Source organism: Ramlibacter sp. (assembly GCF_035627355.1).
GTDB lineage: Bacteria > Pseudomonadota > Gammaproteobacteria > Burkholderiales > Burkholderiaceae_C > Ramlibacter.
This window is the reverse complement of sequence record NZ_DASPLW010000010.1, coordinates 33196-56718: the sequence shown is the minus strand read 5'-3', so window position 1 is coordinate 56718 and position 23523 is coordinate 33196. Positions and strand designations below refer to the sequence as shown.

Annotated in this window: 23 protein-coding genes; 10 read left to right on the top strand and 13 right to left on the bottom strand. The window is 70.0% G+C overall.

Annotation, left to right across the window (positions count from 1 at the left end):
* Window positions 1-37: 37 nt before the first annotated feature.
* Window positions 38-1159 (bottom strand): PEP/pyruvate-binding domain-containing protein, encoded by a 1122-nt coding sequence (locus VEC03_RS03840; RefSeq protein ID WP_324912814.1) that lies wholly within the window; start codon window positions 1157-1159, stop codon window positions 38-40.
* Window positions 1160-1172: 13 nt separating this feature from the next.
* Window positions 1173-3008 carry a PEP-utilizing enzyme gene (locus VEC03_RS03835; RefSeq protein WP_324912813.1) on the bottom strand — a complete coding sequence of 612 codons (1836 nt, stop codon included), beginning with the start codon at window positions 3006-3008 and terminating at the stop codon, window positions 1173-1175.
* A gap of 342 nt (window positions 3009-3350) precedes the next feature.
* On the opposite strand from VEC03_RS03835, the gene VEC03_RS03830 reads away from it, so the two are divergent.
* The gene (locus VEC03_RS03830) at window positions 3351-5096 is read left to right on the top strand and encodes a sigma 54-interacting transcriptional regulator (RefSeq protein WP_324912812.1); all 1746 of its coding nucleotides are present in this window, start codon (window positions 3351-3353) and stop codon (window positions 5094-5096) included.
* Window positions 5087-5542 carry a pyridoxamine 5'-phosphate oxidase family protein gene (locus tag VEC03_RS03825; RefSeq protein ID WP_324912811.1) on the top strand — a complete coding sequence of 152 codons (456 nt, stop codon included), beginning with the start codon at window positions 5087-5089 and terminating at the stop codon, window positions 5540-5542. Before VEC03_RS03830 ends, VEC03_RS03825 begins: the two co-directional genes overlap by 10 nt.
* A gap of 72 nt (window positions 5543-5614) precedes the next feature.
* Here VEC03_RS03825 and VEC03_RS03820 read toward each other — a convergent pair whose 3' ends face one another.
* The 5 genes from VEC03_RS03820 to VEC03_RS03800 all read right to left on the bottom strand — a co-directional run bounded on the left by VEC03_RS03820 (window position 5615) and on the right by VEC03_RS03800 (window position 9818).
* Complete coding sequence (locus VEC03_RS03820; RefSeq protein ID WP_324912810.1) at window positions 5615-6949, bottom strand: hypothetical protein; 1335 nt, start codon at window positions 6947-6949, stop codon at window positions 5615-5617.
* Window positions 6946-8046, bottom strand: a complete 1101-nt coding sequence (arsB, locus tag VEC03_RS03815; RefSeq protein WP_324912809.1) for an ACR3 family arsenite efflux transporter — start codon at window positions 8044-8046, stop codon at window positions 6946-6948. Before arsB ends, VEC03_RS03820 begins: the two co-directional genes overlap by 4 nt.
* A gap of 13 nt (window positions 8047-8059) precedes the next feature.
* A complete protein-coding gene (locus VEC03_RS03810; protein ID WP_324912808.1) occupies window positions 8060-8563 on the bottom strand; it encodes an arsenate reductase ArsC in 504 nt (167 codons plus the stop codon).
* Between the two features lie 24 nt (window positions 8564-8587).
* Window positions 8588-8914 carry a metalloregulator ArsR/SmtB family transcription factor gene (locus tag VEC03_RS03805; RefSeq protein ID WP_324912807.1) on the bottom strand — a complete coding sequence of 109 codons (327 nt, stop codon included), beginning with the start codon at window positions 8912-8914 and terminating at the stop codon, window positions 8588-8590.
* A gap of 100 nt (window positions 8915-9014) precedes the next feature.
* Window positions 9015-9818, bottom strand: a complete 804-nt coding sequence (locus VEC03_RS03800) for an exodeoxyribonuclease III (RefSeq protein ID WP_324912806.1) — start codon at window positions 9816-9818, stop codon at window positions 9015-9017.
* On the opposite strand from VEC03_RS03800, the gene pyrE reads away from it, so the two are divergent.
* Entirely contained in the window at window positions 9817-10497 is a 681-nt protein-coding gene (gene pyrE, locus VEC03_RS03795) for an orotate phosphoribosyltransferase (protein ID WP_324912946.1), read from the top strand. The genes VEC03_RS03800 and pyrE overlap by 2 nt on opposite strands.
* A 25-nt stretch (window positions 10498-10522) precedes the next feature.
* Here pyrE and VEC03_RS03790 read toward each other — a convergent pair whose 3' ends face one another.
* On the bottom strand, window positions 10523-10993 hold the full coding sequence (locus VEC03_RS03790) for a MarR family transcriptional regulator (protein WP_324912805.1): 471 nt from the start codon (window positions 10991-10993) through the stop codon (window positions 10523-10525).
* A gap of 116 nt (window positions 10994-11109) precedes the next feature.
* On the opposite strand from VEC03_RS03790, the gene VEC03_RS03785 reads away from it, so the two are divergent.
* The 3 genes from VEC03_RS03785 (at window position 11110) to VEC03_RS03775 (ending at window position 14570) form a co-directional block, all read left to right on the top strand.
* Window positions 11110-12312 carry a 3-hydroxybenzoate 6-monooxygenase gene (locus tag VEC03_RS03785; RefSeq protein WP_324912804.1) on the top strand — a complete coding sequence of 401 codons (1203 nt, stop codon included), beginning with the start codon at window positions 11110-11112 and terminating at the stop codon, window positions 12310-12312.
* 23 nt (window positions 12313-12335) lie between these two features.
* Window positions 12336-13370: a cupin domain-containing protein gene (locus tag VEC03_RS03780; protein ID WP_324912803.1), complete on the top strand. Its 1035-nt coding sequence runs from the start codon at window positions 12336-12338 to the stop codon at window positions 13368-13370.
* A gap of 156 nt (window positions 13371-13526) precedes the next feature.
* A complete protein-coding gene (locus VEC03_RS03775; RefSeq protein WP_324912802.1) occupies window positions 13527-14570 on the top strand; it encodes a nitronate monooxygenase in 1044 nt (347 codons plus the stop codon).
* Here the strand turns inward: VEC03_RS03775 and VEC03_RS03770 are convergent, their stop codons facing one another.
* The 4 genes from VEC03_RS03770 to gatC all read right to left on the bottom strand — a co-directional run bounded on the left by VEC03_RS03770 (window position 14571) and on the right by gatC (window position 18409).
* Window positions 14571-15122, bottom strand: coding sequence for a DUF488 domain-containing protein (locus VEC03_RS03770; protein WP_324912801.1), 552 nt, complete (start codon window positions 15120-15122; stop codon window positions 14571-14573).
* A gap of 82 nt (window positions 15123-15204) precedes the next feature.
* Window positions 15205-16650, bottom strand: coding sequence for an Asp-tRNA(Asn)/Glu-tRNA(Gln) amidotransferase subunit GatB (gene gatB / locus VEC03_RS03765; RefSeq protein WP_324912800.1), 1446 nt, complete (start codon window positions 16648-16650; stop codon window positions 15205-15207).
* On the bottom strand, window positions 16647-18113 hold the full coding sequence (gene gatA / locus VEC03_RS03760; RefSeq protein ID WP_324912799.1) for an Asp-tRNA(Asn)/Glu-tRNA(Gln) amidotransferase subunit GatA: 1467 nt from the start codon (window positions 18111-18113) through the stop codon (window positions 16647-16649). Before gatA ends, gatB begins: the two co-directional genes overlap by 4 nt.
* Window positions 18110-18409 (bottom strand): Asp-tRNA(Asn)/Glu-tRNA(Gln) amidotransferase subunit GatC, encoded by a 300-nt coding sequence (gene gatC, locus VEC03_RS03755; RefSeq protein WP_324912798.1) that lies wholly within the window; start codon window positions 18407-18409, stop codon window positions 18110-18112. Before gatC ends, gatA begins: the two co-directional genes overlap by 4 nt.
* Before the next feature lie 149 nt (window positions 18410-18558).
* Between gatC and VEC03_RS03750 the strand changes: the two genes are divergently transcribed.
* Genes VEC03_RS03750 through mrdA form a run of 4 tightly spaced genes read left to right on the top strand, consistent with a single transcriptional unit; the run spans window position 18559 to window position 23160 of the window.
* Window positions 18559-19602: a rod shape-determining protein gene (locus tag VEC03_RS03750; RefSeq protein WP_324912797.1), complete on the top strand. Its 1044-nt coding sequence runs from the start codon at window positions 18559-18561 to the stop codon at window positions 19600-19602.
* A gap of 21 nt (window positions 19603-19623) precedes the next feature.
* On the top strand, window positions 19624-20541 hold the full coding sequence (mreC, locus tag VEC03_RS03745; RefSeq protein ID WP_324912796.1) for a rod shape-determining protein MreC: 918 nt from the start codon (window positions 19624-19626) through the stop codon (window positions 20539-20541).
* Window positions 20538-21056: a rod shape-determining protein MreD gene (mreD, locus tag VEC03_RS03740; protein ID WP_324912795.1), complete on the top strand. Its 519-nt coding sequence runs from the start codon at window positions 20538-20540 to the stop codon at window positions 21054-21056. The genes mreC and mreD overlap by 4 nt, the downstream gene beginning before the upstream one ends.
* A 10-nt stretch (window positions 21057-21066) precedes the next feature.
* On the top strand, window positions 21067-23160 hold the full coding sequence (gene mrdA, locus VEC03_RS03735) for a penicillin-binding protein 2 (RefSeq protein ID WP_324912794.1): 2094 nt from the start codon (window positions 21067-21069) through the stop codon (window positions 23158-23160).
* On the opposite strand, the gene VEC03_RS03730 is transcribed toward mrdA, so the two are convergent.
* Window positions 23144-23518: a hypothetical protein gene (locus VEC03_RS03730; protein WP_324912793.1), complete on the bottom strand. Its 375-nt coding sequence runs from the start codon at window positions 23516-23518 to the stop codon at window positions 23144-23146. The two genes, mrdA and VEC03_RS03730, sit on opposite strands and share 17 nt — an antisense overlap.
* Between the last annotated feature and the right edge of the window lie 5 nt (window positions 23519-23523).

Genomic DNA, 23523 nt, shown 5'->3' with positions numbered 1-23523 from the left:
CGTTGGGATGGATGGAATGGGGAGGGAGGGAAAGGCGTCAGCCGACCTTCTTGCCGGCCAGCATGGCGGTCAGGATGTAGTCCATGGCCGAAGTGGCCGGGCGCTCGTCCGCGGTGCGGGCGCGCGCGCTCCACACCGTCTCGGGCCGCGCTTGTAGGATGAAGATGTTCCCGCCCGAGGGCAGGTCCTTGTCGACCGCCCATTCGATGTCCATCGGGCGGCCGTAGTGCTTCTCGATGCGCTTGCCCATCCAGGCCAGCTCGGTGATCTCGTCGTCGATCAGCGACTGCACCTGCTGCCGCTCGGACGGCACCTCGACGGCGATGGAGGCCTGCGCCTTGGGATCGACCGTGTAGCAGACCAGCTTCCGCGAGACGGTGCGATGGATGATGTCCAGCGTAACCTTGTTGACCACGAAGTGGTCCGGCGTCACCTCGCCCGACACCACCGACTCGCCGAAGCCGAAGTTGGAATCGATGACGATCACCGAGCGGTCGCCGTTGGCCGGATGGATGGTGAACATCACGCCGGCGGCAAAGGCGTTGGCCATCTTCTGCACGCCCACGCTGATGGCCAGGGTGTCGTCATCGATCCCGCGGGCGGCGCGGTAGGCGATCGCGCGCGCCGTGTAGAGGCTGGAGATGCAGCGGCGCATGTGGTGCAGCACCGCGTCGATGCCGCGGATCCACAGGTAGGTGTCCTGCTGGCCGGCGAAGCTGGCATCGGCCAGGTCCTCGGCGGTGGCGCTGGAGCGCACCGCCACCGGCACCGCCGGCAGTCCGCAGCGCAGCGACAGTTGGCGATAGCACTCGGCCACCTCGTCCTCGAGCTCCTCGGGGAAGGGTTGCGCCTCGATGGTGCGCCGGATCCGCACGCTGGCCGCCTCCAGCGCGGCCAGGTCGGCGGTGTCCACCCCCGCCAGCAGCGTGCGCACCGCTTCGGCTACGCCGGCGGCCGCTATGAAGCGGCGAAAGCCCTCGGTGGTGAGCGCGAACCCGGGCGGGACGCGCACGCCGGCGTTGATCAGCTCGCCCAGGGACGCGCACTTGCCGCCGACCAGCGGCACGTCGTCCTTGTGGCAGTCCTCGAACCAGCACACCGGCGGCGGCACGTGGGCCACGTGCCGCACCGGGGGCCGGTCGACCGAAGGAACCTGCATGGCGCCGGCTCCTTCAGCGGGCGATGGCCACGGCCCCGGTGGAGCCGTCGACGCGCAGCATCATCCCGGTGCGGATCACCTTGGTCGCGTGGCCGGTGCCCACCACCGCCGGCATGCCGTATTCGCGGCAGACGATGGCGGCGTGGCTCATCACGCCGCCCACGTCGGTGATGCAGGCGCCGATCTTGGCGAAGGCCGGCGCCCACGACGGGGAGGTGGTCGGGGCCACCAGGATCTCGCCCGGCTGCAGGTCGCCTACTTCGCCGACGGTGCGGCACACCCGCGCTCGGCCCTCGACGATGCCGGGACTGCCGGCGAAGCCCTTGAGCTCCGTGATGCTGTCGGGGTCGCCCACCTCCTGCACGGCGGCCCAGTCGGCCAGCGACTTGTTGGTGACGCCCCAGAGCACGATGGTGAAGGGCTCCTGGATCACCTCCGGCGCGGTGCCGATCGCCGGCGGCGGGCTCCAGGCCTGGAAGGCGGCCATGACACCCTTGCGCCAGCGGATCTCCTGCGGCCAGGTCCGGGTGCCGCGCGGCTTCACGCCGGTGGCCCAGGCGGTGACGATGTCCCACAGCGCCTGCTTGACCTCGTCGCGGCGCAGCAGCCACACGTCCTCGACGTCCTCGATGACGCCGTGCTCCTTCATGATGGCGGCGACCTCGCGCATCTTGTTCCAGAACACCGAGTGGAACCAGTGCTCGACGTAGAACAGGTGGTTCTCCACGTAGGGGAACACGGTCTTGGCGCAGGCGAGCAACTCGTCGAACTGCTTGAGGTCTTCCGGCTTGTCGATCAGCGCCCGGTACTCCTCGGTGATGCGGTCGCGCTCCGCACGCACCTTGGCGGTGGGCCGGTCGATCACCTCGCCCCGGCGCAGCTTGGCGATGTAGGTGGCGATGCCCGACAGCGGCACGTTCATCTGGTCGTTCCACGAGCGGTCGTGGTGGAACCAGCCGGTGCCGCAGGAGATGTTGAACCAGGGCTCGCGCGCCAGGTTCAGCGAGGTGAGCCACTTCACCCCGTTGGGCAGCTCCTTGAGCGCACCCTCGACCACGGTCCACTCGGGGCTGAAGCAGACGGCTTCATCGACGCCGAGCTCGATGGCCAGCCGCGCCAGCTTCTTCAGCTCCTCGTCGGGCTGGTACATGATCACGTCGATGCCCGAGATCATCTGGGTGACGCGCTGCGCCGGGATGTTGGGGAACAGCTTCTGCGCGAAGTCGAGGAAGAACACGTAGGCGGCGTAGCCCAGGTTCAGGAACTCGAAGTGGTACTGCCAGCACTTGATGCCCAGGTTGATCAGGTCGTCGTAGTTCTTCAGCAGGTGGTAGCCCTGGGACTCGCCGAGCGCATCGGTGACGACCTTCAGGTCCTCCATCTCGCCCAGCCGCGGGATCTGCAGCGCCTCCAGCTCGCGGATGGTGGCTTCCATCTTCAGCTTCCACCTGGCTTCCAGCGCGTCCCAGTTCTTGTAGTAGTAGCCCGCCCGCTCCATGAAGTTGGGCACCCGCGCGCCGATCTCCTGCGCGTCCTTGACGGGCACCGGCGAGATGTAGACGTAGCCGTTGACGATGCGGTGGTCCACCCCGCGCACCGGCGGCACCATGAAGATGCGGTTGTTGAACTGGGACAGCGCGAGGTACCAGGCCTCGTCCCAGATGGTGTCGAAGGGGTACAGCGGCTCGGGGTAGTGCAGGCCGTCGTAGAACCAGAAGGTCTCCTTCTCGTAGGCGTTGCGCTCGGGATCGTCGTTGACGAACTGGTAGTGGTAGGGGTACATCCGCTCCCAGCCTTCGGTACCGGGGATGGCCTTGGCCTTCACGTCGTGCGGAACGGGAAATTTCATGGCTTGTCTCCTTCTGGCGATGCGCGTTGGACGGTCGGCCGCAGCGGGCCGCACGTCGCCGTGAACGCATAAGACGTGCCAGAGGAGCTGCGCGCCGTCCGCGCGCCTCGGGGGACAACGAGGCGAGTGCCATTCGAGCGCACGCGCAGCGCCGGTCGACCCTTGTCCATTTGGTGAGGCTGCGCGCCCGCGGCACCCGCGCTTTGATCATTTGGTGAAGCGCCGTGGCGCGGCCGTTCGGGATCGCCCGGAGGCGCGCCGGGGGCGCCGCTTGATGCGGATCAACGGCCGCGCGCGTCCACTGCCTACAAAGGCCGCTGGAGACCTCCACGAAGGAGCGCGATGGCCAAGCTCCACAGCATTGCCCGCGGGCCGGACGACGCCGTGCGGGCCCGGATCCATTTCTGCCCGCGCACCGGGCAGATCTGGCTGCACGAGCACCGCATGCTGCTGGTGCACGCCGAGGCGCAGGGCCTGCTGCGCAAGGAGCTGATCGATTCGCTCGGCATGGAACGCGCGCGCGGGCTGCTCACGCGGATGGGCTACGCGTCCGGCCTGCGCGATGCCGAACTCGCGCGCACCCGCTCGCACGACTGCAGCGACGCCGAGGCCTTCATGGTGGGACCGCAGCTGCACACGCTGGAAGGCATCGTGCAGGTCACGCCGGTGCAACTGGAACTGGACCGGCTGACCGGCCGCTTCTTCGGCGAGTTCCTGTGGGAGAACTCGTGGGAGGCGCAGTGGCACCGGCACCACTACGGCCAGCACCACGAGCCGGTGTGCTGGACCCAGATCGGCTATGCCTGCGGCTACTCGTCGGCCTTCATGGGACGGCCCATCCTGTTCAAGGAAGTCGAGTGCGCGGGCATGGGCCACGCCAGCTGCCGCATCGTCGGCCGGCCGGCCGAGGAATGGCCGGACGCGGCGGAGCAGCTGCACTACTTCACGCCGGACGCCATCGCCGAACAGCTGATCGACCTGCAGACGCAGGTGGTGCAGCTGCGCTCGACCATCAGCGAGAAGGAAGCGCTGCCGCCCGACATGATCGGCGTATCGCCTGGCTTCATGCGCGCCTTCGAGCTGCTGCGCCAGGGCGCCAAGAGCCAGATCACCGTGCTGCTGCTCGGCGAGACCGGTGTCGGCAAGGAGCTGTTCGCGCATGCGCTGCACGCCATGGGATCGCGCCGCGACAAGCCCTTCGTGGCGGTGAACTGCGCCGCCATCCCGGCCGAACTGGTGGAGGCCGAGCTGTTCGGCGTGGAACGCGGTGCCTACACCGGCGCCCAGTCGGCGCGTCCCGGGCGCTTCGAGCGCGCCGACGGCGGCACGCTGTTCCTGGACGAGATGGCCGACCTGCCGCTGCCCGCCCAGAGCAAGCTGCTGCGGGTGCTGCAGGACCGCGAGATCGAGCGCCTGGGCGACCACCGCCCGCGCCGCGTGGACGTGCGGGTGATCGCCGCAAGCAACGTCGATCCGGCCCGGCTGGTCAAGGAAGGCCGCTTCCGCTCGGACCTGTACTACCGGCTCAACGCCTTCCAGGTCGAAATCCCGCCGCTGCGCGAGCGCAAGGAGGACATCTCCTTCCTGGCCAAGCGCTTCCTCGAGAAGTACGGCGCCGTGCACGGCAAGAAGCTGCGCGGTTTCACCGACAAGGCCAAGCGCGCGCTGCTGTCGTACCAGTGGCCGGGCAACGTGCGCGAGCTGCAGAACATGGTCGAGCGGGGCGTGATCCTGGCGCCCAGCGGCTCGCGCATCGAGGTGGACCACCTGTTCTCGTTCCAGGCCCCCGACCAGCCGCGCGAACTCGGGCTGGGCGCCGACGGCAACCTGGCGGCGGGCGACTGGGAGGCCGGCAAGGACCTGTGCGAGGCGGTGCTCAACGGCGTGCACACGCTGGACCAGGTGGAGGCGATGCTGATCGAGACCGCCGTGGACAAGGCGCACGGCAACCTCTCGGCGGCGTCCCGGATGCTGGGCCTGACCCGGCCGCAGCTGGCCTACCGGCTCAAGCGGCTGAACGAGGCGGCCGCCAGCCGGCAGCCGGCGGAGGACGCGCCGGACGCCGACGAGGCATCGCCGTGGCGCTGAACCTGGCCGAGGAAGCGGCGGCGTTCCTGCACGGCCACCACGTGCTGACGCTGGCCACGCAGGGGCCCGACGGCCCCTGGGCGGCGGCGCTGTTCTATGCCGTCGATGGCGACGACCTGCTGTTCCTGTCCACCCCGTTCAGCCGCCATGGCCGCGACCTCGCGCGCGAACCGCGCTGCGCGGCCACCATCCAGGGCCAGCAGCAGGACTGGCGCAGCATCCGGGGCCTGCAGATCGAGGGTTATGCCCAAGCGCTGGAGGGCGCCGAGCGCGAACTGGCGCGCCAGGTCTATGCGGAGCGCTTTCCCTTCGTGCGGCCGGGAAGCGCGCCGGCCGCGATTGCGCAGGCGCTGGCGCGGGTGCAGTGGTACCGGCTGCACATGGAACGGCTGCTGTTCATCGACAACAGCCGCGGGCTCGGGCGGCGGCAGGAGTTCGGCGGCTGAGCGGGCGGCCGCGGCGGTGCGGCACCGCGAGCCGCATCCACGGCTCGTCGTCGGGCCGTCACCGGCGACAAGCTAGAGCGGCCCTTCGTAGACGGGCGCGAAGCCGCCGCCGGGTGTGCGGAAATTGGTGGTCTGCCCCTGGTACAGGCGTGCGGCGCTCCACTGCACCACGCCCTCGTAGACGTACTCGCGCAGGTCGAACTTCAGGGGCTTTTCGGGCCCCGCGTCCACGCTGCGCTCGCCCGGGGCCACCAGCGCCTGGGCGACGTAGCCACCTTCGACGATCTCCGACCAGACACGTTGCGTGAGCTTGTCGCCGCGGTACGCCGCCCGGCTGCCGAAACCCGCGAACGGCTTGAAGAACCATCGCCTGCGCGCGGCCCAGAGCCGGTTGGCGTTGGACGCATCGACCGGCACGGTGTGCGGCACGCCGGCCAGCAGTTCCTGGCGGACCTCCGCCGGCACGCCGAGCGCTTCGAGCTGCAGCCCGTCGCTCATCACCGCGAGATTCCGCTTGTCCGCGTACAAGGCATGCGCCTGCGGATGCGGGGTCAGGACCACGCCGTCGGCCAGGTAGGCGGCGCGGATCGCCGCCGAGGCCGGCTCGTCGAGATAGAAATCGGTGAGGCGGTTGTAGACCAGGTCGATCCGGGTGTCGTCCAGGTACAGCGCCCCGTCGCGCAGCCGGAACTCCCCCGGATCCGCGATCACCGCGCGCAGCCGGCTGCGCTCGAACAGGCGCTGGAACAGCAGGAACTCGGGGTAGAGGTACTGGTCCCGCGGCGACTCGTCCACGATGGCGATCGTCTGCAGTGCACCGGTCCTGCCGCTGCGGCGCCACTCGGCGTGGAACATGTCCACCATGGCGCGCTCGAACGCCTCGGCCCGGGCCGCCGTCGGGCCGAGCCGCTCGACGGGCAGGCAGCAGGCCCGGTGGGCGCGCGCCAGCACGGCGTTGAGCATCGCCCCGCCGGCATTCGTGTTCACCTCGATCAGGCCGAAGGCGTCCTCGGCCACGTGGAAGTCGTAGCCGAAGAACACCCCCCGCGCCCCCGGCGTGTGGCGGGCGATCTCGGGCGAGCGCGCCAGGACGTGCTCCCGGTACGTCGCAAGCCCCGCGACCGTCTCGACGGCCTTGACGACCCGCGCCATGCGGTCCATGTGCCCGTGGGACACGAACACCGGCCGGGCGGAAAACAGGTAGGGGCAGCGCTCCTGGACCAGCCGGAGGATCTCCGGCGATCCGAATTCCGCCTCCAGCGCCCTCGACAAGACGTCGGCATCGAGGCTGACACAGAAGCAGCCCGCATTCAGGGCTTCGATGGAGAGGGGTGCCGACCGACCCCCTTGCGCCCAGGCGGCCAGCAGGTTCCGGTCGGCAACGGGAAGTCCGGGCGGCAGGTTCATGCGCGCCTCACCGGGGAAGGTCCCGCGCAGGCCGCCGCCTCGTACCAGCCCTTGCTGCGGTTGACCACGCGCACCACCAGCAGCATGACCGGCACTTCGATCAGGACGCCGACGACGGTGGCCAGGGCAGCGCCGGACTGGAAGCCGAACAGGCTGATCGCAGCGGCCACGGCCAGTTCGAAGAAGTTGCTGGCGCCGATCAGGGCCGACGGGCAGGCGACGCTGTGCGGCTCGCCGGCCCTCCGGTTGAGCCAGTAGGCCAGTCCCGAATTGAAGAGCACCTGGATTAGGATGGGTACCGCCAGCATGGCGATGACCAGCGGCTGCTCGATGATGGCCCGGCCCTGGAAGGCAAACAGCAGCACCAGGGTGGCCAGCAGCGCCGCGATGGACCACGGCCCGATGCGCGCCAGCGCGTTCTCGAAGGCCGCCTGCCCCTTGCGCAGCAGGCTCCTACGCCACCACTGGGCCAGCACGACCGGGATCACGATGTACAGGACCACCGAGGTGACCAGCGTCTCCCAGGGAACGACGATGGACGAGAGCCCGAGGAGCAGGGCCACGATGGGCGCGAACGCGAACACCATGATGGTGTCGTTCAATGCGACCTGCGAGAGCGTGAACAGCGGATGGCCGTTGGTGAGGCGGCTCCAGACGAACACCATGGCGGTGCAGGGCGCCGCGGCCAGCAGGATCAGGCCGGCGACATAGCTGTCCAGCTGGTGGGCGGGCAGGTACGGCGCGAACACGTGCCGCACGAAGATCCAGCCGAGCAGCGCCATGGAGAACGGCTTGACCGCCCAGTTCACGAACAGCGTCACGCCGATGCCGCGCCAATGCCGGCGGACCTGGTGCAGGGCGCCGAAGTCCACCTTCACCAGCATCGGGATGATCATCACCCAGATCAGCAGGCCGACCGGCAGGTTGACCTGCGCCACCTCCATGCGGCCGATCGCCTGGAAGGCGCCGGGCAGCAGCTGGCCCACGGCGATGCCGGCCACGATGCACAGCAGGACCCAGACAGTGAGGTAGCGCTCGAAGACGCTCATGGTCGCCGGCGCGGGCACGGCAGGGGCGGTGAAGGAAGGCGAAGTCATGTGCGTGCGGCGTTCAGCGACCGGCGATGTCGTTCAAGGCGGCCTGCAGCGCGGGCCGGTCCATGGTCTCGAGCGGCAGGGCGAGCAGCTGCAGCATGCGATAGCCGATGGCCTGGCGCGTGAGCTCGAACGCGCGGCGCCGGCCTTCCTCGCCGCCTTCGGCGCCCGAGGGGTCGGAATAGCCCCAATGCACCCGCACGGGCTGGCCGCCGGCGGCGATGAACACCGGACAGGTCTCGGCCGCGGCGCTGTCGCAGACCGTGATCACGATGGACAGCGCAGGCGCACCGGGCGAGGCGTACTCGTCCCAGCTCTTGCTGCGAAAGCCGCTGGTGTCCACGCCGGCCTCGTGCAGCACTTCGATGGCCAGCGGATTCACCCGTCCGCCGGGTTGGCTGCCGGCGCTGTGGCCGCGCACGTCCCTGGCGAGCCGCTTCGCCCAGTGATTGAGCATGCCCTCCGCCAGGATGCTGCGCGCGGAGTTGTGGGTGCAGAGGATGAGGACGTCGACGGTCATGATCGGTCGGCAGCGGGCCGGGTGTCAGCAGGTTTTGCAGGAAACCCGGGCGATCTCCTCGCAGCCGGCCCCCAGGCAACAGTGGGCCGCCAGGTATTCCATCAGCTCGGACATCCGGTCGAGCTCGGCGCGGTAGATCAGGTTGCGGCCGTCCCGCTCCTGGACCACCAGTCCGGCGTGCATCAGCTCCTTCAGGTGGAAGGAGAGGGTCGACCCCGCCACCCCCAGCAGCGCGGCCAGCGTCGATGGTGTCGTTCCCTCCGGGCCGGCGCCCACGAGGGCGCGGAAGACGCGGAGCCGGACCGGCTGCGCGAGGGCGGCGAGGGCGGCGACGGCGCTTTTCTCTTCCATATTTCGAATCATATGGAATCATAGGCCGGCGCGCAAGCCGGGCATCGACGTGGAACCGGTGGCGGCCGTCGGCCGCGTGACCTGGCGGTCCGCCGGCGCGTCAGATCGCGAACTCGTACTCGATCGTCAGGGGCGCGTGGTCGCTGAAGCGCGTCGCCTTGTAGACCGCCGCGTGGCGGGCCGTCCGGGCCACGCCCGCGGTGGCGATGTGGTAGTCCAGCCGCCAGCCGACGTTCTTCGCATAGGCCTGGCCGCGGTTGCTCCACCACGTGTAGCACTCGTCGGTGGTGTGCGGCTGCAGGTGGCGGTAGACGTCCACCACCCCGTGCTCGTCCAGCAGCCGCGTCATCCAGGCGCGCTCCTCGGGGAGGAAGCCACTGTTCTTGCGGTTGCCGCGCCAGTTCTTCAGGTCCTGCTCCTTGTGCGCGATGTTGATGTCGCCGCACAGCACGAAGTCACGTTCGCCCTTCAGGCGCAGCAGGTGCGGCTCGAACTCGTCGAGGAAGCGGAACTTGGCCTGCTGGCGCTCCTCGCCGGACGAGCCGCTGGGGAAATAGGCGCTGACGACGGAGAACCGGCGCTGCGGCGTGTCGAAGCGCAGCTCGACGTAGCGGCCTTCGGCGTCGAACTCCTCGGAGCCGAAGCCCATGATCACGTCGGTGGGCTCGTGCCGGCTGTAGACGCCCACGCCCGAGTAGCCCTTCTTCTGCGCGAAGTGGAAGTGGCCCTGCAGCCCGGCCAGCTGCTCGAAGCGGCCCTGCACCTCGGGCGCCTGGCACTTGACCTCCTGCACGCAAATACAATCCGGCATCGCCTGCGCCAGCCACTGCTCCACGCCTTTCGTCGTCGCGGACCGGATGCCATTGAGGTTGAGGCTGGTGAGCTTGAACAAGGAACTTCCCATGGTGGCAGCGCCCGGCCAGGACTCCCTGGCGCAGGACTTCGTGCAGTTTGCGGTGGAAGCCGGCGTGTTGCGCTTCGGCGAGTTCAGGACCAAGGCCGGTCGCCTGTCGCCCTACTTCTTCAACGCGGGGCTGTTCGACGACGGCGCCAAGCTCGGCCGGCTGGCGCAATTCTATGCACGCCGCATCCTGGCCTCCGGCATCGAGTTCGACATGCTGTTCGGGCCCGCCTACAAGGGCATCCCGCTGGCGGCCGCGGTGGCGATCGAGCTGGCGCGCGCCGGCCGCACCGTGCCCTACGCCTACAACCGCAAGGAAGCCAAGGACCACGGCGAAGGCGGCAACCTGGTCGGCGCCCCGGTCAAGGGCCGCGTGCTGATCGTCGACGACGTGATGTCGGCCGGCACGGCGGCACGCGAGTCGATCGCGCTGATCCGGGCCGCCGGCGCCACCCCGCACGCGGTGGCGATCGCGCTGGACCGGCAGGAGAAGGCGACCGAGGACGGTCGCGATGTCGAGCACAGCGCGGTGCAGTACGTGCAGCAGCAGCTCGGCCTGCAGGTGTGCGCGATAGCGAAGCTGGCCGACCTGCTGGCCTACCTGGAGCAGCACGCCGGCGACGAGCTGGGCGCGCACTACGCGAAGGTGCTGGCCTACCGCGAGCGGTACGGGGTCGGCTAGATCCCCGGGCGCGCGCAAGGCGCGCTCAGATCCCGCTGCTGGGCGCGCGGCTCAGCTCGTTGTTCGCTTCCACCAGCACGCGCAGCATCCGCAGGAACTCCTTGCGGTCCTTGGCCGGCAGCGGCGCCAGGATGCGCTCCTGCGCGCGCAGCATGGCGGGGGCCACCGCTTTCGCCAGCGCCTGGCCCTCCTCCGTGGCGGTGAGCAGGCGCACCCGGCGGTCGTGCTCCGAGGGGCTGCGCTGCAGCGCGCCCTTGGCCTCCAGCCGGTCGATCACGCCCCCGGTGGTCGAGGTGTCCAGCCCGATGGCGGCGGCCAGCGTGCGCTGGTCGATGCCGGGGCTGCGGCACACCGTGTGCAGCGCGGCGTACTGCACCGGCGTGATGCCGTGCACCTCGGTCTCCTGCAGGAACAGCGCCACCGCGATCTGCTGCAGGCGGCGGATCGAATAGCCGGGCAACTGGTCGAGTTCGGGCGCGATCGGTGCTTTGGACATGCGCGGGGTGGATCAGGGTTAACCCGTGTGGGCCGTACGCATTTTATCAATACACTTTTTATCAGTGTGCTGACGATCAGCACACGGCCAACACAGCCATCCCGGGGACCCGCGCCATGAACTCTCCTTCTTCCTCCCTGCCGGTGATCGTGGCCGGCGGCGGCATCGGCGGGCTGGCCGCCGCGCTGGCCCTGGTGCGCCAGGGCTTCCAGGTGCTGGTGCTGGAGCAGGCGGCCGAGATCGGCGAGATCGGCGCCGGCATCCAGCTCGGCCCCAACGCCTTCCATGCCTTCGACGCGCTCGGGGTCGGCCCGAAGGCGCGGAGCCGCGCGGTCTACACCGACTGTCTGGTGATGCACGACGCGATCGACGAGTACCTGGTCGCGAAGATCCCCACCGGCGAGGCCTTCCGCAAGCGCTTCGGCAATCCGTACGCGGTGATCCACCGGGTCGACGTGCACGGCTCGCTGCTGGAAGGTGCGGTCGAGACCGGCCGCGTCGAGTTCGTCACCCGCACGCGGGTGGAGCGCATCGAGCAGGACGGCGACACGGTGGTCGCGCACTGCGCCGGCGGCCGCCAGTACCGCGGCCAGGCGCTGGTCGGCGCCGACGGCGGCAAGTCGGTGCTGCGGCAGCAGTACGTGAACGACCCGCCGCGGGTCACCGGCCACGTGGTCTACCGCGCGGTGGTCGACAAGGCCGACTTCCCCGAGAACCTGCGCTGGAACGCGGCCAGCATCTGGGTCGGTCCCAACTGCCACCTGGTGCACTACCCGCTGCGCGGCGGCGAGCAGTACAACGTGGTCGTCACCTTCCACAGCCGCCAGCCGGAGGCGTGGGGCGTCACCGACGGCAGCAAGGAAGAGGTGGAGAGCTACTTCCAGGGCATTTGCCCCAAGGCCCGCCAGCTGATCGAGCTGCCGAAAAGCTGGCGGCGCTGGGCCACCGCCGACCGCGAGCCGATCGCCAGCTGGGTGTTCGGCCGCGCCACGCTGCTGGGCGATGCGGCCCACCCCACCACGCAGTACATGGCGCAGGGCGCCTGCATGGCGATGGAAGACGCGGTGACGCTGGGCGAGGCACTGCGCGTCAATGGCAATCGCTGGGAGCCGGCGCTGGCGCTCTACCAGCGCTCGCGCGTGGCCCGCACGGCCCGCATCGTGCTGTCCGGCCGCGAGATGGGCCGCATCTACCACGCCAAGGGCGTGGAGCGGCTGGTGCGCAACGAGATGTGGAAGGGCCGCACGCCGGAGCGCTTCTACGACGCCCTCGAATGGCTGTACGGCTGGAACGTGGGCAACTGCCTGGCCCCTCACTGACCCTTCAAACCGGAGACAACCCCATGCTCGAACTCGGCCGACTCGAAGACCTGCCGCAGGCCTATCGCGACCAGCTGCAGGCGCTCAACCTGGTGCCGCTGTGGCCTAGCCTGCGATCGGTGCTGCCGCCCGACCTTCCGACCCGGCACACGCGGCCGATCCACTGGTCCTACCAGGCGCTGCGCCCGCTGCTGATGCAGGCCGGCGAGCTGACGCCGATCGAGAAGGCCGAGCGCCGCGTGCTGGTGCTGGCCAATCCCGGCCACGGGCTGGAGAAGATGCAGGCCAGCGCCGCCATGTACCTGGGCATGCAGCTGCTGCTGCCGGGCGAGTGGGCGCCCTGCCACCACCACACGCCCAACGCGCTGCGCATGATCGTCGAGGGCGAAGGCGCCTGGACCACGGTCGACGGCGAGAAGTGCCCCATGCGCCGCGGCGACCTGATCCTCACGCCCACCGGACTGTGGCACGAGCACGGCCACGACGGCGACCAGCCGGTGGTCTGGCTGGACGTGCTGGACCTGCCGCTGGTGTATTTCCTGGAGGCCAGCTACCACGTCGAAGGGCAGCGCCAGCGCGTGGCGCCCGGGCATGCCGAGCGGGCCTATGCGCGCGGCGGCGTCGTGCCCACGCGCGTGTTCCAGCGCTCGCGCAAGGCCTACCCCATGCTGCGCTACCCGTGGGTGGATGCGCGCGCGGCGCTCGTTTCGCTGGCCGAGGACCAGCCGGACCTGGAAGCGGTGCAGGTCACCTACGTCAACCCGGAGACGGGCGGCGACGCGCAGAACATCCTCGGCTTCTACGCGCTGATGCTGCGGCCCGGCCAGACCCTGCGGCTGCCGGCGCGCTCGCCGGCGACGGTGTTCCACCAGATCGAAGGCGAATCCGAAGTCACGGTGGACACGACGACCTTCGCGATGGACGGCGCCGACACCTGCTGCGCGCCGGGGTTCACGTCCATCGCGCTGCGCAACCGCTCGGCGAAGGAGCTGGCCTTCCTGTTCGTCGCCGACGAGGCGCCGCTGCACCGCAAGCTGGGGCTGTACGAGGAGCGCTGACGAGGCCCTCCTGCCCGACGTGGAGGACGCGTCCGTGCGCGTGCATGGATTCCCGCGTTCGCGGGGATGACGAATCGAGGCCCCTGCCGACGACAAGGGGCCGCCGCTACCATGGCCGCTTTGCACACGGACTGCCATCCGGCTGAGGAGCGCGCCATGACCACCCTGCAGCAACTCCTGGGCATCGAGCTGCCCATCGTCCAGGCACCCATGGCCGGCGTGCAGGGCAGCGCGCTCGCGATCGAAGTCTCCAACGCGGGTGGACTGGGCTCCCTGCCCTGCGCCATGCTGGCGCCCGATGCGCTGCGCAAGGAACTGGAAGCGCTCCGCTCGGGCACCGCCAAGCCCTACAACGTCAACTTCTTCACCCACACCTCGCCCCCCGCCGATCCGCAGCGCGAGGCGCGCTGGGATGCCACGCTGGCGCCGTACTTCCAGGAACTCGGGCTGGACCTCGCGTCCATTCCGCGCGGACCCGGACGCCTGCCGTTCGGGCCGGAGGCGGCCGCCCTGCTGGAAACTTTCCGCCCACCGGTGGTCAGCTTCCACTTCGGCCTGCCATCGCCCGAGTTGCTGCAGCGCGTGCGCGGCTGGGGCGCCAAGGTGCTGTCCACGGCCACCACGGTGGAAGAAGCGCTGTGGCTGCAGGAGCGGGGCGTGGATGCGGTGATCGCCCAGGGCCTGGAGGCCGGCGGCCACCGCGGCATCTTCCTCGGCGACGACCTCGCCACCCAGGTGGGCACCTTCGCGCTGGTGCGCCAGCTCGCGCAGCTGCTGCGGGTGCCGGTGATCGCCGCCGGCGGCATTGCCGACGCCCAGTGCGTGGCCGCGGCGATGGCGCTGGGCGCGGCCGGCGTGCAGGTCGGCACCGCCTACCTGCTGTGCCCGGAGTGCACGACCACCGCGCTGCACCGCGCGGCGCTCAAGAGCGAAGCGGCCCGCACGACGGTGCTCACCAACGTGTTCACCGGCCGCCCGGCACGCGGCATCCTCAACCGCGTGGTCCGCGAACTGGGTCCGATCAGCACCGCCGCGCCGGCCTTCCCGCAGGCCGCCCCGGCCATGGGGCTGCTGCGCGCCCGGGCCGAGAGCCAGGGCAGCAGCGATTTCTCGCCGCTGTGGGCAGGCCAGAACACGGGCGGCTGCCGCGAAGTGCCGGCGGCGCAGCTCACGCGCGAGTTGGCCCGCGGCGTGGCGTAATCAACAGCAGTCCCGCCTCGACAGCGGCTCGCCTTCCAGCGAATAGACCAGTTCGCCACCCTTGGCCCGGGCCGGCGGCGTGTACGGATGCGGGCTGGCCTTGCGCTGGTCCAGGATGTGCGTGACGGCGATGCCGCTGAACAGCAGCGCGTCGGCGATCAGCCCGCGGTGGCAGCGCCACCAGACCAGTTCCGAGCACATGATCGCGGTGCGGCAGGCCGATGCCATGTGCAGCAGCTCGGCCAGGCCTTCGGCGAACTCCGGCGTGGCCAGGTGGTCGGCATAGGCGCGGAACGACTCGTTGCGCCAAGCGACGTTGGGCGATGCCGGATCGGGCCGGCGCCGGCCGCCCAGCTTCTGCAGCCACGCATACGCGATACCGTTCGATTGCAGCGACGCCGCCAGCGCATCGGCACCGAACTGCGGGTGCTTGCGCGAGCCGGGGAAGCGGCGCACGTCGGCCAGCGCCTCGATGCGCCAGGCCTGCAGCAACGAGAGGAACTCCTGCGCCGAGCGGGTGGAGTGGCCGACCGTCCAGATTTCGAGGGACATCCCGCGACCACTCTAGCCCGTACACGGCCCGGCGTGTGATGCGTCCGTCGGCTCCCGCCAGCGAGGAGGGAGAAGACCTCTCTCAGCCCTGCAGCTTCCGGCGCAGCAGCTCGTTGACCTGCTGCGGATTGGCCTTGCCCTTGGTCGCCTTCATCGCCTGGCCGACCAGCGCGTTGAAGGCCTTGTCCTTGCCGGCCTTGAACTGGGCCACGTTGTCCGGGTTGGCGGCGATGATGCCGTCCAGGATCTTCTCCAGCTCGCCGGTGTCGTTCATCTGCTTGAGGCCCTTGGCCTCGATGAGCGCATCGACGTTGCTGCCCTCGCCGCTCCACAGCGCCTCGAACACCTGCCGGGCGGCGCTGTTGGAGATGGTGCCGTCGGCGATGCGGCCGACCAGCGCGGCCAGCGTGGCGGCCGGCACCGGCGCCTGGCCGATGTCGATCTCCTGCGCGTTCAGCCGGCGCGAGACCTCGCCCATGATCCAGTTGCTGGCCAGCTTGGGCTGGCCGCTGGACCTGGCGGCGGCCTCGAAGTAGGCCGCCATCGCCGGGCTCTGCGTCAGCGTGGTGGCGTCGTATTCGGGCAAGCCGTAGTCGGCAACGAAGCGCGCTGCCATCGCGCGCGGCAGCTCCGGCATCGAAGCGCGCACCTGCTCGACCCACTCGGGCGCCACCACCAGCGGCGGCAGGTCGGGGTCGGGGAAGTAGCGGTAGTCGGCCGCGTCCTCCTTGGTGCGCATGGCGCGGGTCTCGCCGGTGTCGGGATCGAACAGCACGGTGGCCTGCTCGATCGCGCGGCCGTCTTCCAGCTCCTCGATCTGCCAGCGGATCTCGTAGTCGATCGCCTGCTGCATGAAGCGGAAGCTGTTCAGGTTCTTGATCTCGCGCCGCGTGCCCAGCGGCTGGCCGGGCTTGCGCACCGAGACGTTGGCGTCGCAGCGGAAGCTGCCTTCCTGCATGTTGCCGTCGCAGATGCCGATCCAGGTGACGATCTTGTGCAGCTCCTTGGCGTAGGCGACCGCTTCCTCGGTGGAGCGCATGTCGGGCTCGGTGACGATCTCCAGCAGCGGCGTGCCCGCGCGGTTGAGGTCGATGCCCGACTGGCCGACGAAGTCCTCGTGCAGCGACTTGCCGGCGTCCTCCTCCAGGTGGGCGCGCACCAGTCGCACCGAGCGCTTCTCGTCGCCCAGGTAGAACTCGACGACCCCGCCCTGCACCACCGGGATCTCGTACTGGCTGATCTGGTAGCCCTTGGGCAGGTCCGGATAGAAGTAGTTCTTGCGCGCGAACACGCTGCGCGGCGCGATGTGCGCATTGACCGCCAGGCCGAACGCAATGGCTCGCTCGACCGCCCCCTTGTTCATCACCGGCAGCGTGCCGGGCAGCGCCAGGTCGACCGCGCTGGCCTGGGTGTTGGGCTCGGCGCCGAAGTCGGTCGGCGCGCGGCTGAAGATCTTCGAGCGGGTGGACAGCTGGGCGTGGGTCTCGAAGCCGATCACGACTTCGTAGCCCTGGACGAGCCGGCTCATTGCACGCCCTCCGGTTGCTGCAGGTGGAAATCGGTGGCCTGCTGGAAGGCATGGGCGGCATTCAGCAGCCGGCCTTCCTGGAACCAGTTGCCGATCAGTTGCAAACCGACCGGCATGCCGCCGGCGCCGAAGCCGCAGGGCAGGCACATGCCGGGCAGGCCGGCCAGCGAGGCCGGCAGGGTGAAGATGTCGGCCAGGTAGTCGGCCAGCGGGTCGTTGCCGTGCTCGCCCAGCTTCCAGGCCACCGTGGGCGCAGCGGGCCCGGCGATCACGTCGCACTCGGTGAACGCGCGGCGGAAGTCGTCGGCGATCATGCGACGCACCTTCTGCGCCTGCAGGTAATACGCGTCGTAGTAGCCGTGCGACAGCACGTAGGTGCCGACCATGATGCGTTGCTTGACCTCCTCGCCGAAGCCTTCGGCGCGGGTCTTCCTGTACATGTCGAGCAGGTCGGTGTACTGCTTCGCGCGGTGGCCGAACTTCACGCCGTCGAAGCGCGAGAGGTTGGACGAGGCCTCGGCCGGCGCGATGATGTAGTAGACGGGGATCGACAGCTCGGTACGCGGCAGGGACACCTCCACGCGCCGCGCGCCCAGCTTCTCGTACTGCTGCAGCGCCGCTTCGATGGCGGCGCGCACGTCGTCCGCCAGCCCCTCACCGAAGAACTCCTTCGGCACGCCGATGCGCAGCCCCTCCAGCGAGCCGCCCAGCGCGCGCGTGAAGTCTTCCGAGGGCACGTCCAGCGAGGTCGAGTCGCGATCCGGGTCCGGCCCGCACAGCGCCGACAGCAGCAGCGCGCAGTCCTCGGCGCTGCGCGCCATCGGCCCGGCCTGGTCCAGGCTGGAGGCGTAGGCGATCATCCCGTAGCGCGAGGCGCGCCCGTAGGTCGGCTTGATGCCGGTAATGCCGCAGAACGACGCCGGCTGGCGGATCGAGCCGCCAGTGTCGGTGCCGGTGGCGGCCGGCGCCAGGCGCGCGGCAACTGCCACCGCACTGCCGCCGGAGGAGCCGCCGGGGATGCGGCTGGTGTCCCAGGGGTTCTTCACCGGGCCGTAGGCCGAGTTCTCGTTGGACGAACCCATGGCGAATTCGTCGCAATTGAGCTTGCCCAGGGTGACCATGCCGGCCTCGGCCAGCTTGCGAACGACGGTGGCGTCGAAGGGCGAGCGGTAGCCTTCCAGCATCTTCGAGCCGGCGGTGGTCGGGAAGTCGCGCGTGACGAAGATGTCCTTGTGCGCGACCGGCACGCCCAGCAGCGGTGCGGCCTCGCCGGCGGCGATGCGCGCATCGGCGGCCCGGGCCTGGGCCAGGGTGACCTCTGGGTCCGTGGCCAGGAAGGCGCCCAGTCCGGCGTGCGCTCCACCCCGTGCCAGGAAGTGCTGCGCCACTTCGACGGCGGACACCTCCCGGGCCTTCAGCCGCCCCGCCAGCGCGGCCACCGACAGATCGTGCAGCGCGCTCATTCGATCACCTTCGGCACCAGGAACAGCCCGCGCTCCACGGCCGGCGCGCTGCGCTGGTTGGCCTCGCGCTGGTCGGTCTCGGACGCCACGTCCTCGCGCAGCCGCAGCTGCACGTCCTGGAAGGCGGCCACCGGGTGCGCGAGCGGCTCGATCCCCGCGGTATCCACAGCCTGCATCGCCTCCACGATGGCGAAGAAGCCGTTGATCCGGGTCAGCATGTGCTCGCTCTCGTGCGGCTGCAGTTCCAGCCGCGCGAGATGCTGGATGCGGCGGATGTCGTCAGGGGTCAGGGCCATGGGGGCGGATCGGCGGGAAACGGAATGTAAGCGCGACAGTTGCACGCCCGCGCCGAAGAGTTATTCACAGGGGATCAGTTATTATCCCGCCTTTAGCGCACGGCCCCTCCGCGGGGCCGCTTTCGTAGAAGAAAGAGGACCCACCCCCCATGTTCGGAGCGTTCCGTCGGTACCTGTCGACCGATCTGGCCATTGACCTGGGCACCGCCAACACGCTGATCTTCGTGAGGGACAAGGGGATCGTCCTGGATGAACCCTCGGTGGTCGCAATCCGCCACGAGGGCGGCCCGCAAGGGAAGAAGACCATCCAGGCCGTGGGCCACGAGGCCAAGGCCATGCTGGGCAAGGTGCCGGGCAACATCGAGGCGATCCGCCCGATGAAGGACGGCGTGATCGCCGACTTCACCGTCACCGAGCAGATGCTCAAGCAGTTCATCAAGATGGTCCACCCGCGGTCCATGATGAGGCCCAGCCCGCGCATCATCATCTGCGTGCCCTGCGGCTCCACCCAGGTGGAGCGGCGCGCCATCCGCGAGTCGGCACTGGGCGCCGGCGCGAGCGAGGTCTACCTGATCGAGGAACCGATGGCCGCGGCCATCGGCGCCGGCCTGCCGGTGAGCGAAGCCTCCGGCTCCATGGTGGTGGACATCGGCGGCGGCACCACCGAGGTCGGCGTGATCTCGCTGGGCGGCATGGTCTACAAGGGCAGCGTGCGCGTGGGTGGCGACCGCTTCGACGACGCCATCATCGCGTACATCCGCCGCAACTACGGCATGCTGATCGGCGAACCCACCGCCGAGGCGATCAAGAAGAACATCGGGTCGGCCTTCCCTGGCAGCGAGGTCAAGGAGATCGAGGTCAAGGGCCGCAACCTCGCCGAGGGCGTGCCGCGCTCGTTCACCATCTCGTCCAACGAGATCCTGGAAGCCCTGACCGACCCGCTGAACAACATCGTGTCCGCCGTCAAGAACGCGCTCGAGAGCACGCCGCCCGAACTGGGCGCCGACATCGCCGAGCGCGGCATGATGCTCACCGGCGGCGGCGCACTGCTGCGCGACCTGGACCGCCTGCTGGCCGAGGAGACCGGCCTGCCGGTGCTGGTGGCCGAGGACCCGCTGACCTGCGTGGTGCGCGGCTGCGGCATGGCCCTGGAGCGCATGGAGCGCCTGGGCTCGATCTTCACCAGCGAGTAATCCCTTCCACCGGAGACGGCGATGCCGCTCGGTACGCTGGACAGGACCCCGCCGCCGTTCTTCAAGCAGGGCCCCTCGGCGCTGTCCAAGCTGATGGTGTGCAGCGCGCTGGCGCTGTTCCTCATGGTGGCCGACACCCGCTTCGGGATCACCCAGCCGCTGCGCGCGGGGGTGGCGACCGTGCTCTACCCCGTGCAGTGGCTGGTGCTGCGGCCGGTGCTGGCGCTGCGCGAGGCCGGCAACTACTTCGAGTCGCTGCGCAGCGCGCAGCTGCAGGAGGCGGCGGCGCGCGAGAAGCTCGCCCGGCAGTCGCTGCGCGCCAACCAGGTCGAGCAGCTGTCGCAGGAGAACGAGCGGCTGCGCAAGCTGCTTGAACTGCGCGAGCGCATCACCACGCCGGCGCAGGCCGCCGAGGTGCTGTACGACGCCGCCGACCCCTACACCCGCAAGGTGGTGATCGACAAGGGCCTGGCGCACGGCATCGAGGAAGGCTCGCCGGTGATCGACGAGTCCGGCGTGCTGGGCCAGGTCACCCGCGCCCACCCGCTGATCAGCGAGGTGACGCTGATCACCGACCGCGACCAGGCCATCCCCGTGATGAACACCCGCACCGGCGCGCGCAGCGTGGCCTTCGGTGACCCCGCGGGCGGCCAGTCCGGTGCGCTGGAGCTGCGCTTCATGGCCGGCAACGCCGACGTCCACGAGGGCGACCTGCTCACCACCAGCGGCGTCGACGGCATCTACCCGGCCGGCCTGCCGGTGGCTCGGGTCGACCAGGTGGAGCGGCGCGCCGACGCCGGCTTCGCCCGGATCCACTGCGTGCCGCAGGCGCAGGTGGACGGCGCCCGCTACGTGATGGTGATCAAGCCGGTGGCGGGGCAGCTGCCGCCGAGGCCCGCCGACCTGGCGCCCACGCCGGCGAAAGGGGGCCGGAAATGATCATGCGCCCCGGCCAGCAGCTGCTGCTGCCGGCCAACCCCCTGTTCATCTGGTCCAGCCTGCTGGTGGCGATGGTGATCGGGATGCTGCCGTTCGGCCGGGTCGCCTGGATGCCCGACCTGCTGGCACTGGTGCTGGTGTTCTGGAGCGTGCACCAGCCGCTGCGGGTGGGCATAGGCGCCGCCTTCCTGTTCGGCATCGCGATGGACGTGCACCAGGCTTCGCTGCTCGGGCAGCACGCGCTGGCCTACACCACCCTGAGCTTCTTCGCCATCACCATCCACCGCCGCCTGCTCTGGTTCACCGTGCCCTCGCAGGCGGTGCAGGTGCTGCCCCTGTTCGCCGCGGCCCACGCGATCGAGCTGGCGATCCGCATGGTCGCGGGCGGGGTGTGGCCCGGCCCCAGCGTGCTGCTCGCGCCCGTGATCGAATCCCTGCTGTGGCCGCTGGTCAGCGTGATCCTGCTCGCGCCACAGCGCCGGGCCCCGGATCCGGACGAAAATCGCCCCCTCTGAGGGGGCCACCGTGACCGAACTGCGCAACGTCGAAGCCGACCTCTCGCGCTTTCGCGCGCGGGTGCTCGCGGCCAGCCTGGTGGTGCTGGCCTGCTTCCTGCTGCTGGCGCTGCGGCTGGTGTACCTGCAGGTGGTGCGCTACGACGACCTGAGCGAGCAGGCGGAGAACAACCGCACCGCGATCGTGCCGATCGTGCCCAACCGCGGGCTGATCCTGGACCGCAACGGGATCGTGCTGGCCACCAACTACTCGGCCTACACGCTGGAGATCATGCCCTCGCGCCTGAAGGGCAGCCTGGATGCCACCATCGATGCGCTGTCGGAGCTGGTGGAGATCCAGCCGCGCGACAAGCGGCGCTTCCGCAAGCTGCTGGAGGAGACCAAGGGCTTCGAGTCGCTGCCGATCCGCACCAAGCTCACCGACGAGGAGGTGGCGCGCTTCGCCGCCCAGCGCTACCGCTTCCCGGGCGTGGAGATCAAGGCCCGCCTGTTCCGCAACTATCCCTGGGGCGAGCTCGCCAGCCACGTGATCGGCTACATCGGCCGCATCAACCAGGCCGAGAAGAAGCAGATGGAGGAGTGGGAGGAAGAGGACCAGGCCAACTACCGCGGAACCGAGTACATCGGCAAGCTGGGCGTGGAGCAGAGCCTGGAGCGGCAGCTGCACGGCACCACCGGCGTGGAGCAGGTCGAGACCTCCGCCGGCGGCCGGGCCGTGCGCAAGCTGGCCAGCAAGCCGGCCACGCCGGGCGACACGGTGATGCTGTCGATCGACATCAAGCTGCAGAAGCTGGTGGAGGACCTGTACGGCGATCGGCGCGGGGCCCTGGTGGCGCTGGACCCCAAGACCGGCGAGGTGCTGGCCTTCGTCTCCAAGCCGACCTTCGATCCCAACCTGTTCGTCGACGGCATCGACGTCGAGAACTGGCAGGCGCTGAACGAATCGATCGACAAGCCGCTGCTCAACCGGGCCCTGCGCGGCACCTACCCGCCCGGTTCCACCTACAAGCCCTTCATGGCGCTGGCGGCGCTGGCCACCGGCAAGCGCTCGGCCACCCAGGTCGTCATGGACAACGGCAGCTGGACCTTCGGCGGCCACGTGTTCCGCAGCCACGGCGACCACGGGCTGGGCCCGGTGGACATGTACACCAGCATCGTCAAGTCCAGCAACGTCTACTACTACTCGCTGGCCAACGAGATGGGCGTGGACCTGATGCACGACTTCATGAAGCCGCTGGGCTTCGGCCAGATCACCGGCATCGACATCCAGGGCGAGGTGCGCGGCGTGCTCCCCAGCCAGGAGTGGAAGCGCAACTACTACCGGCGCCCGGAGCAGAAGAAGTGGTACGCCGGCGAGACCATCTCGCTGGGCATCGGGCAGGGCTACAACAGCTTCACCATGCTGCAGCTCGCCCAGGCCACGGCCACCCTGGCCAACAACGGGGTCAAGCACAAGCCGCGCCTCGTGGTGGCCACCCAGGACCCGATGACGCGCGTGCGCACGGCGATTCCGCTGCCGCCGGGCGAGGACCTGGGCCTCAAGCCCGAGCACGTGGCGGTGGTGCGCAAGGCCATGGTCGGCGTCACCCAGGGCGGCACCGGCACCCGGGCGTTCGCCGGTGCCGGCTACCTCTCCGGCGGCAAGACCGGCACGGCCCAGGCCGTGACCATCGGCCAGAAGGAGAAGTACAACGCGGCCAAGCTGGAGGAGCACCAGCGCGACCACTCGCTCTACATCGCCTTCGCGCCGGTGGACGATCCGCAGATCGCCCTGGCCGCGGTGGTGGAGAACGCCGGCTTCGGCGCGGCGGCGGCGGCCCCGATCGCCCGGCGCGTGTTCGACTACTGGCTGATGGGGCTGTATCCGAGCGAGGAGGACCTGGCCGCCGTGCGCAAGGGCCAGGGCGGACCGCCCGTGGGCAAGCCGCGGCTGGCGTCCGAAGCCGCCTGGCCGCCACCGGGCGCCGGCGGCGCGGCCGCCACGCTGGCGCCCCCCGCGCTTGCGCCCGCGGCCAAGGCGCCCGCTCCCACGCCGGCCGCGGTCCCGGCCGGCAGCACCGTGCCGGTGTCGGCACCGGCCGGCCCGGCTACAGCAGCCCGCTAGCGCCCTCGCGCTGGTGCCACCAGGCCAGCAAGGCCTGGAAGTCGCCGCCGAAGCCGCGCTTGAGCAGCGCCTCGTAGCCGATCGAGCAGGCGAACGCGCTGCCCGGGTCCAGCAGCTGGCGGGCGGCGGCGGCATGGCACTCCACCATCAGCTGCTTGAGGCAGTGCTCGCCCAGTGCCTCGAACTGGGTCATGCGCTCCTTCCGGTGCAGCAGGGCAGGACCGTCGTACGGCGGCGCCTGGCAGCGGGCGGGCTGCGGCGCCGGCACGGCCAGCAGGCCCGGTTCGGCCTGCACGGCCGGCAGCAGGGCCAGCGCGGCGCAGCCCAGCACGTGCTGCAGCAGATGTCGCGTCCTCATGCCGG

Coding starts and splice junctions, on each gene's coding strand:
- VEC03_RS03840 (WP_324912814.1), bottom strand. CDS start 1,159: ATGCAGGTTCCTTCGGTCGACCGGCCCCCGGTGCGGCACGTGGCCCAC.
- VEC03_RS03835 (WP_324912813.1), bottom strand. CDS start 3,008: ATGAAATTTCCCGTTCCGCACGACGTGAAGGCCAAGGCCATCCCCGGT.
- VEC03_RS03830 (WP_324912812.1), top strand. CDS start 3,351: ATGGCCAAGCTCCACAGCATTGCCCGCGGGCCGGACGACGCCGTGCGG.
- VEC03_RS03820 (WP_324912810.1), bottom strand. CDS start 6,949: ATGAACCTGCCGCCCGGACTTCCCGTTGCCGACCGGAACCTGCTGGCC.
- arsB (WP_324912809.1), bottom strand. CDS start 8,046: ATGACTTCGCCTTCCTTCACCGCCCCTGCCGTGCCCGCGCCGGCGACC.
- VEC03_RS03810 (WP_324912808.1), bottom strand. CDS start 8,563: ATGACCGTCGACGTCCTCATCCTCTGCACCCACAACTCCGCGCGCAGC.
- VEC03_RS03805 (WP_324912807.1), bottom strand. CDS start 8,914: ATGGAAGAGAAAAGCGCCGTCGCCGCCCTCGCCGCCCTCGCGCAGCCG.
- pyrE (WP_324912946.1), top strand. CDS start 9,817: ATGGTGGCAGCGCCCGGCCAGGACTCCCTGGCGCAGGACTTCGTGCAG.
- VEC03_RS03800 (WP_324912806.1), bottom strand. CDS start 9,818: ATGGGAAGTTCCTTGTTCAAGCTCACCAGCCTCAACCTCAATGGCATC.
- VEC03_RS03790 (WP_324912805.1), bottom strand. CDS start 10,993: ATGTCCAAAGCACCGATCGCGCCCGAACTCGACCAGTTGCCCGGCTAT.
- VEC03_RS03785 (WP_324912804.1), top strand. CDS start 11,110: ATGAACTCTCCTTCTTCCTCCCTGCCGGTGATCGTGGCCGGCGGCGGC.
- VEC03_RS03780 (WP_324912803.1), top strand. CDS start 12,336: ATGCTCGAACTCGGCCGACTCGAAGACCTGCCGCAGGCCTATCGCGAC.
- VEC03_RS03775 (WP_324912802.1), top strand. CDS start 13,527: ATGACCACCCTGCAGCAACTCCTGGGCATCGAGCTGCCCATCGTCCAG.
- VEC03_RS03770 (WP_324912801.1), bottom strand. CDS start 15,122: ATGTCCCTCGAAATCTGGACGGTCGGCCACTCCACCCGCTCGGCGCAG.
- gatB (WP_324912800.1), bottom strand. CDS start 16,650: ATGAGCCGGCTCGTCCAGGGCTACGAAGTCGTGATCGGCTTCGAGACC.
- gatA (WP_324912799.1), bottom strand. CDS start 18,113: ATGAGCGCGCTGCACGATCTGTCGGTGGCCGCGCTGGCGGGGCGGCTG.
- gatC (WP_324912798.1), bottom strand. CDS start 18,409: ATGGCCCTGACCCCTGACGACATCCGCCGCATCCAGCATCTCGCGCGG.
- VEC03_RS03750 (WP_324912797.1), top strand. CDS start 18,559: ATGTTCGGAGCGTTCCGTCGGTACCTGTCGACCGATCTGGCCATTGAC.
- mreC (WP_324912796.1), top strand. CDS start 19,624: ATGCCGCTCGGTACGCTGGACAGGACCCCGCCGCCGTTCTTCAAGCAG.
- mreD (WP_324912795.1), top strand. CDS start 20,538: ATGATCATGCGCCCCGGCCAGCAGCTGCTGCTGCCGGCCAACCCCCTG.
- VEC03_RS03730 (WP_324912793.1), bottom strand. CDS start 23,518: ATGAGGACGCGACATCTGCTGCAGCACGTGCTGGGCTGCGCCGCGCTG.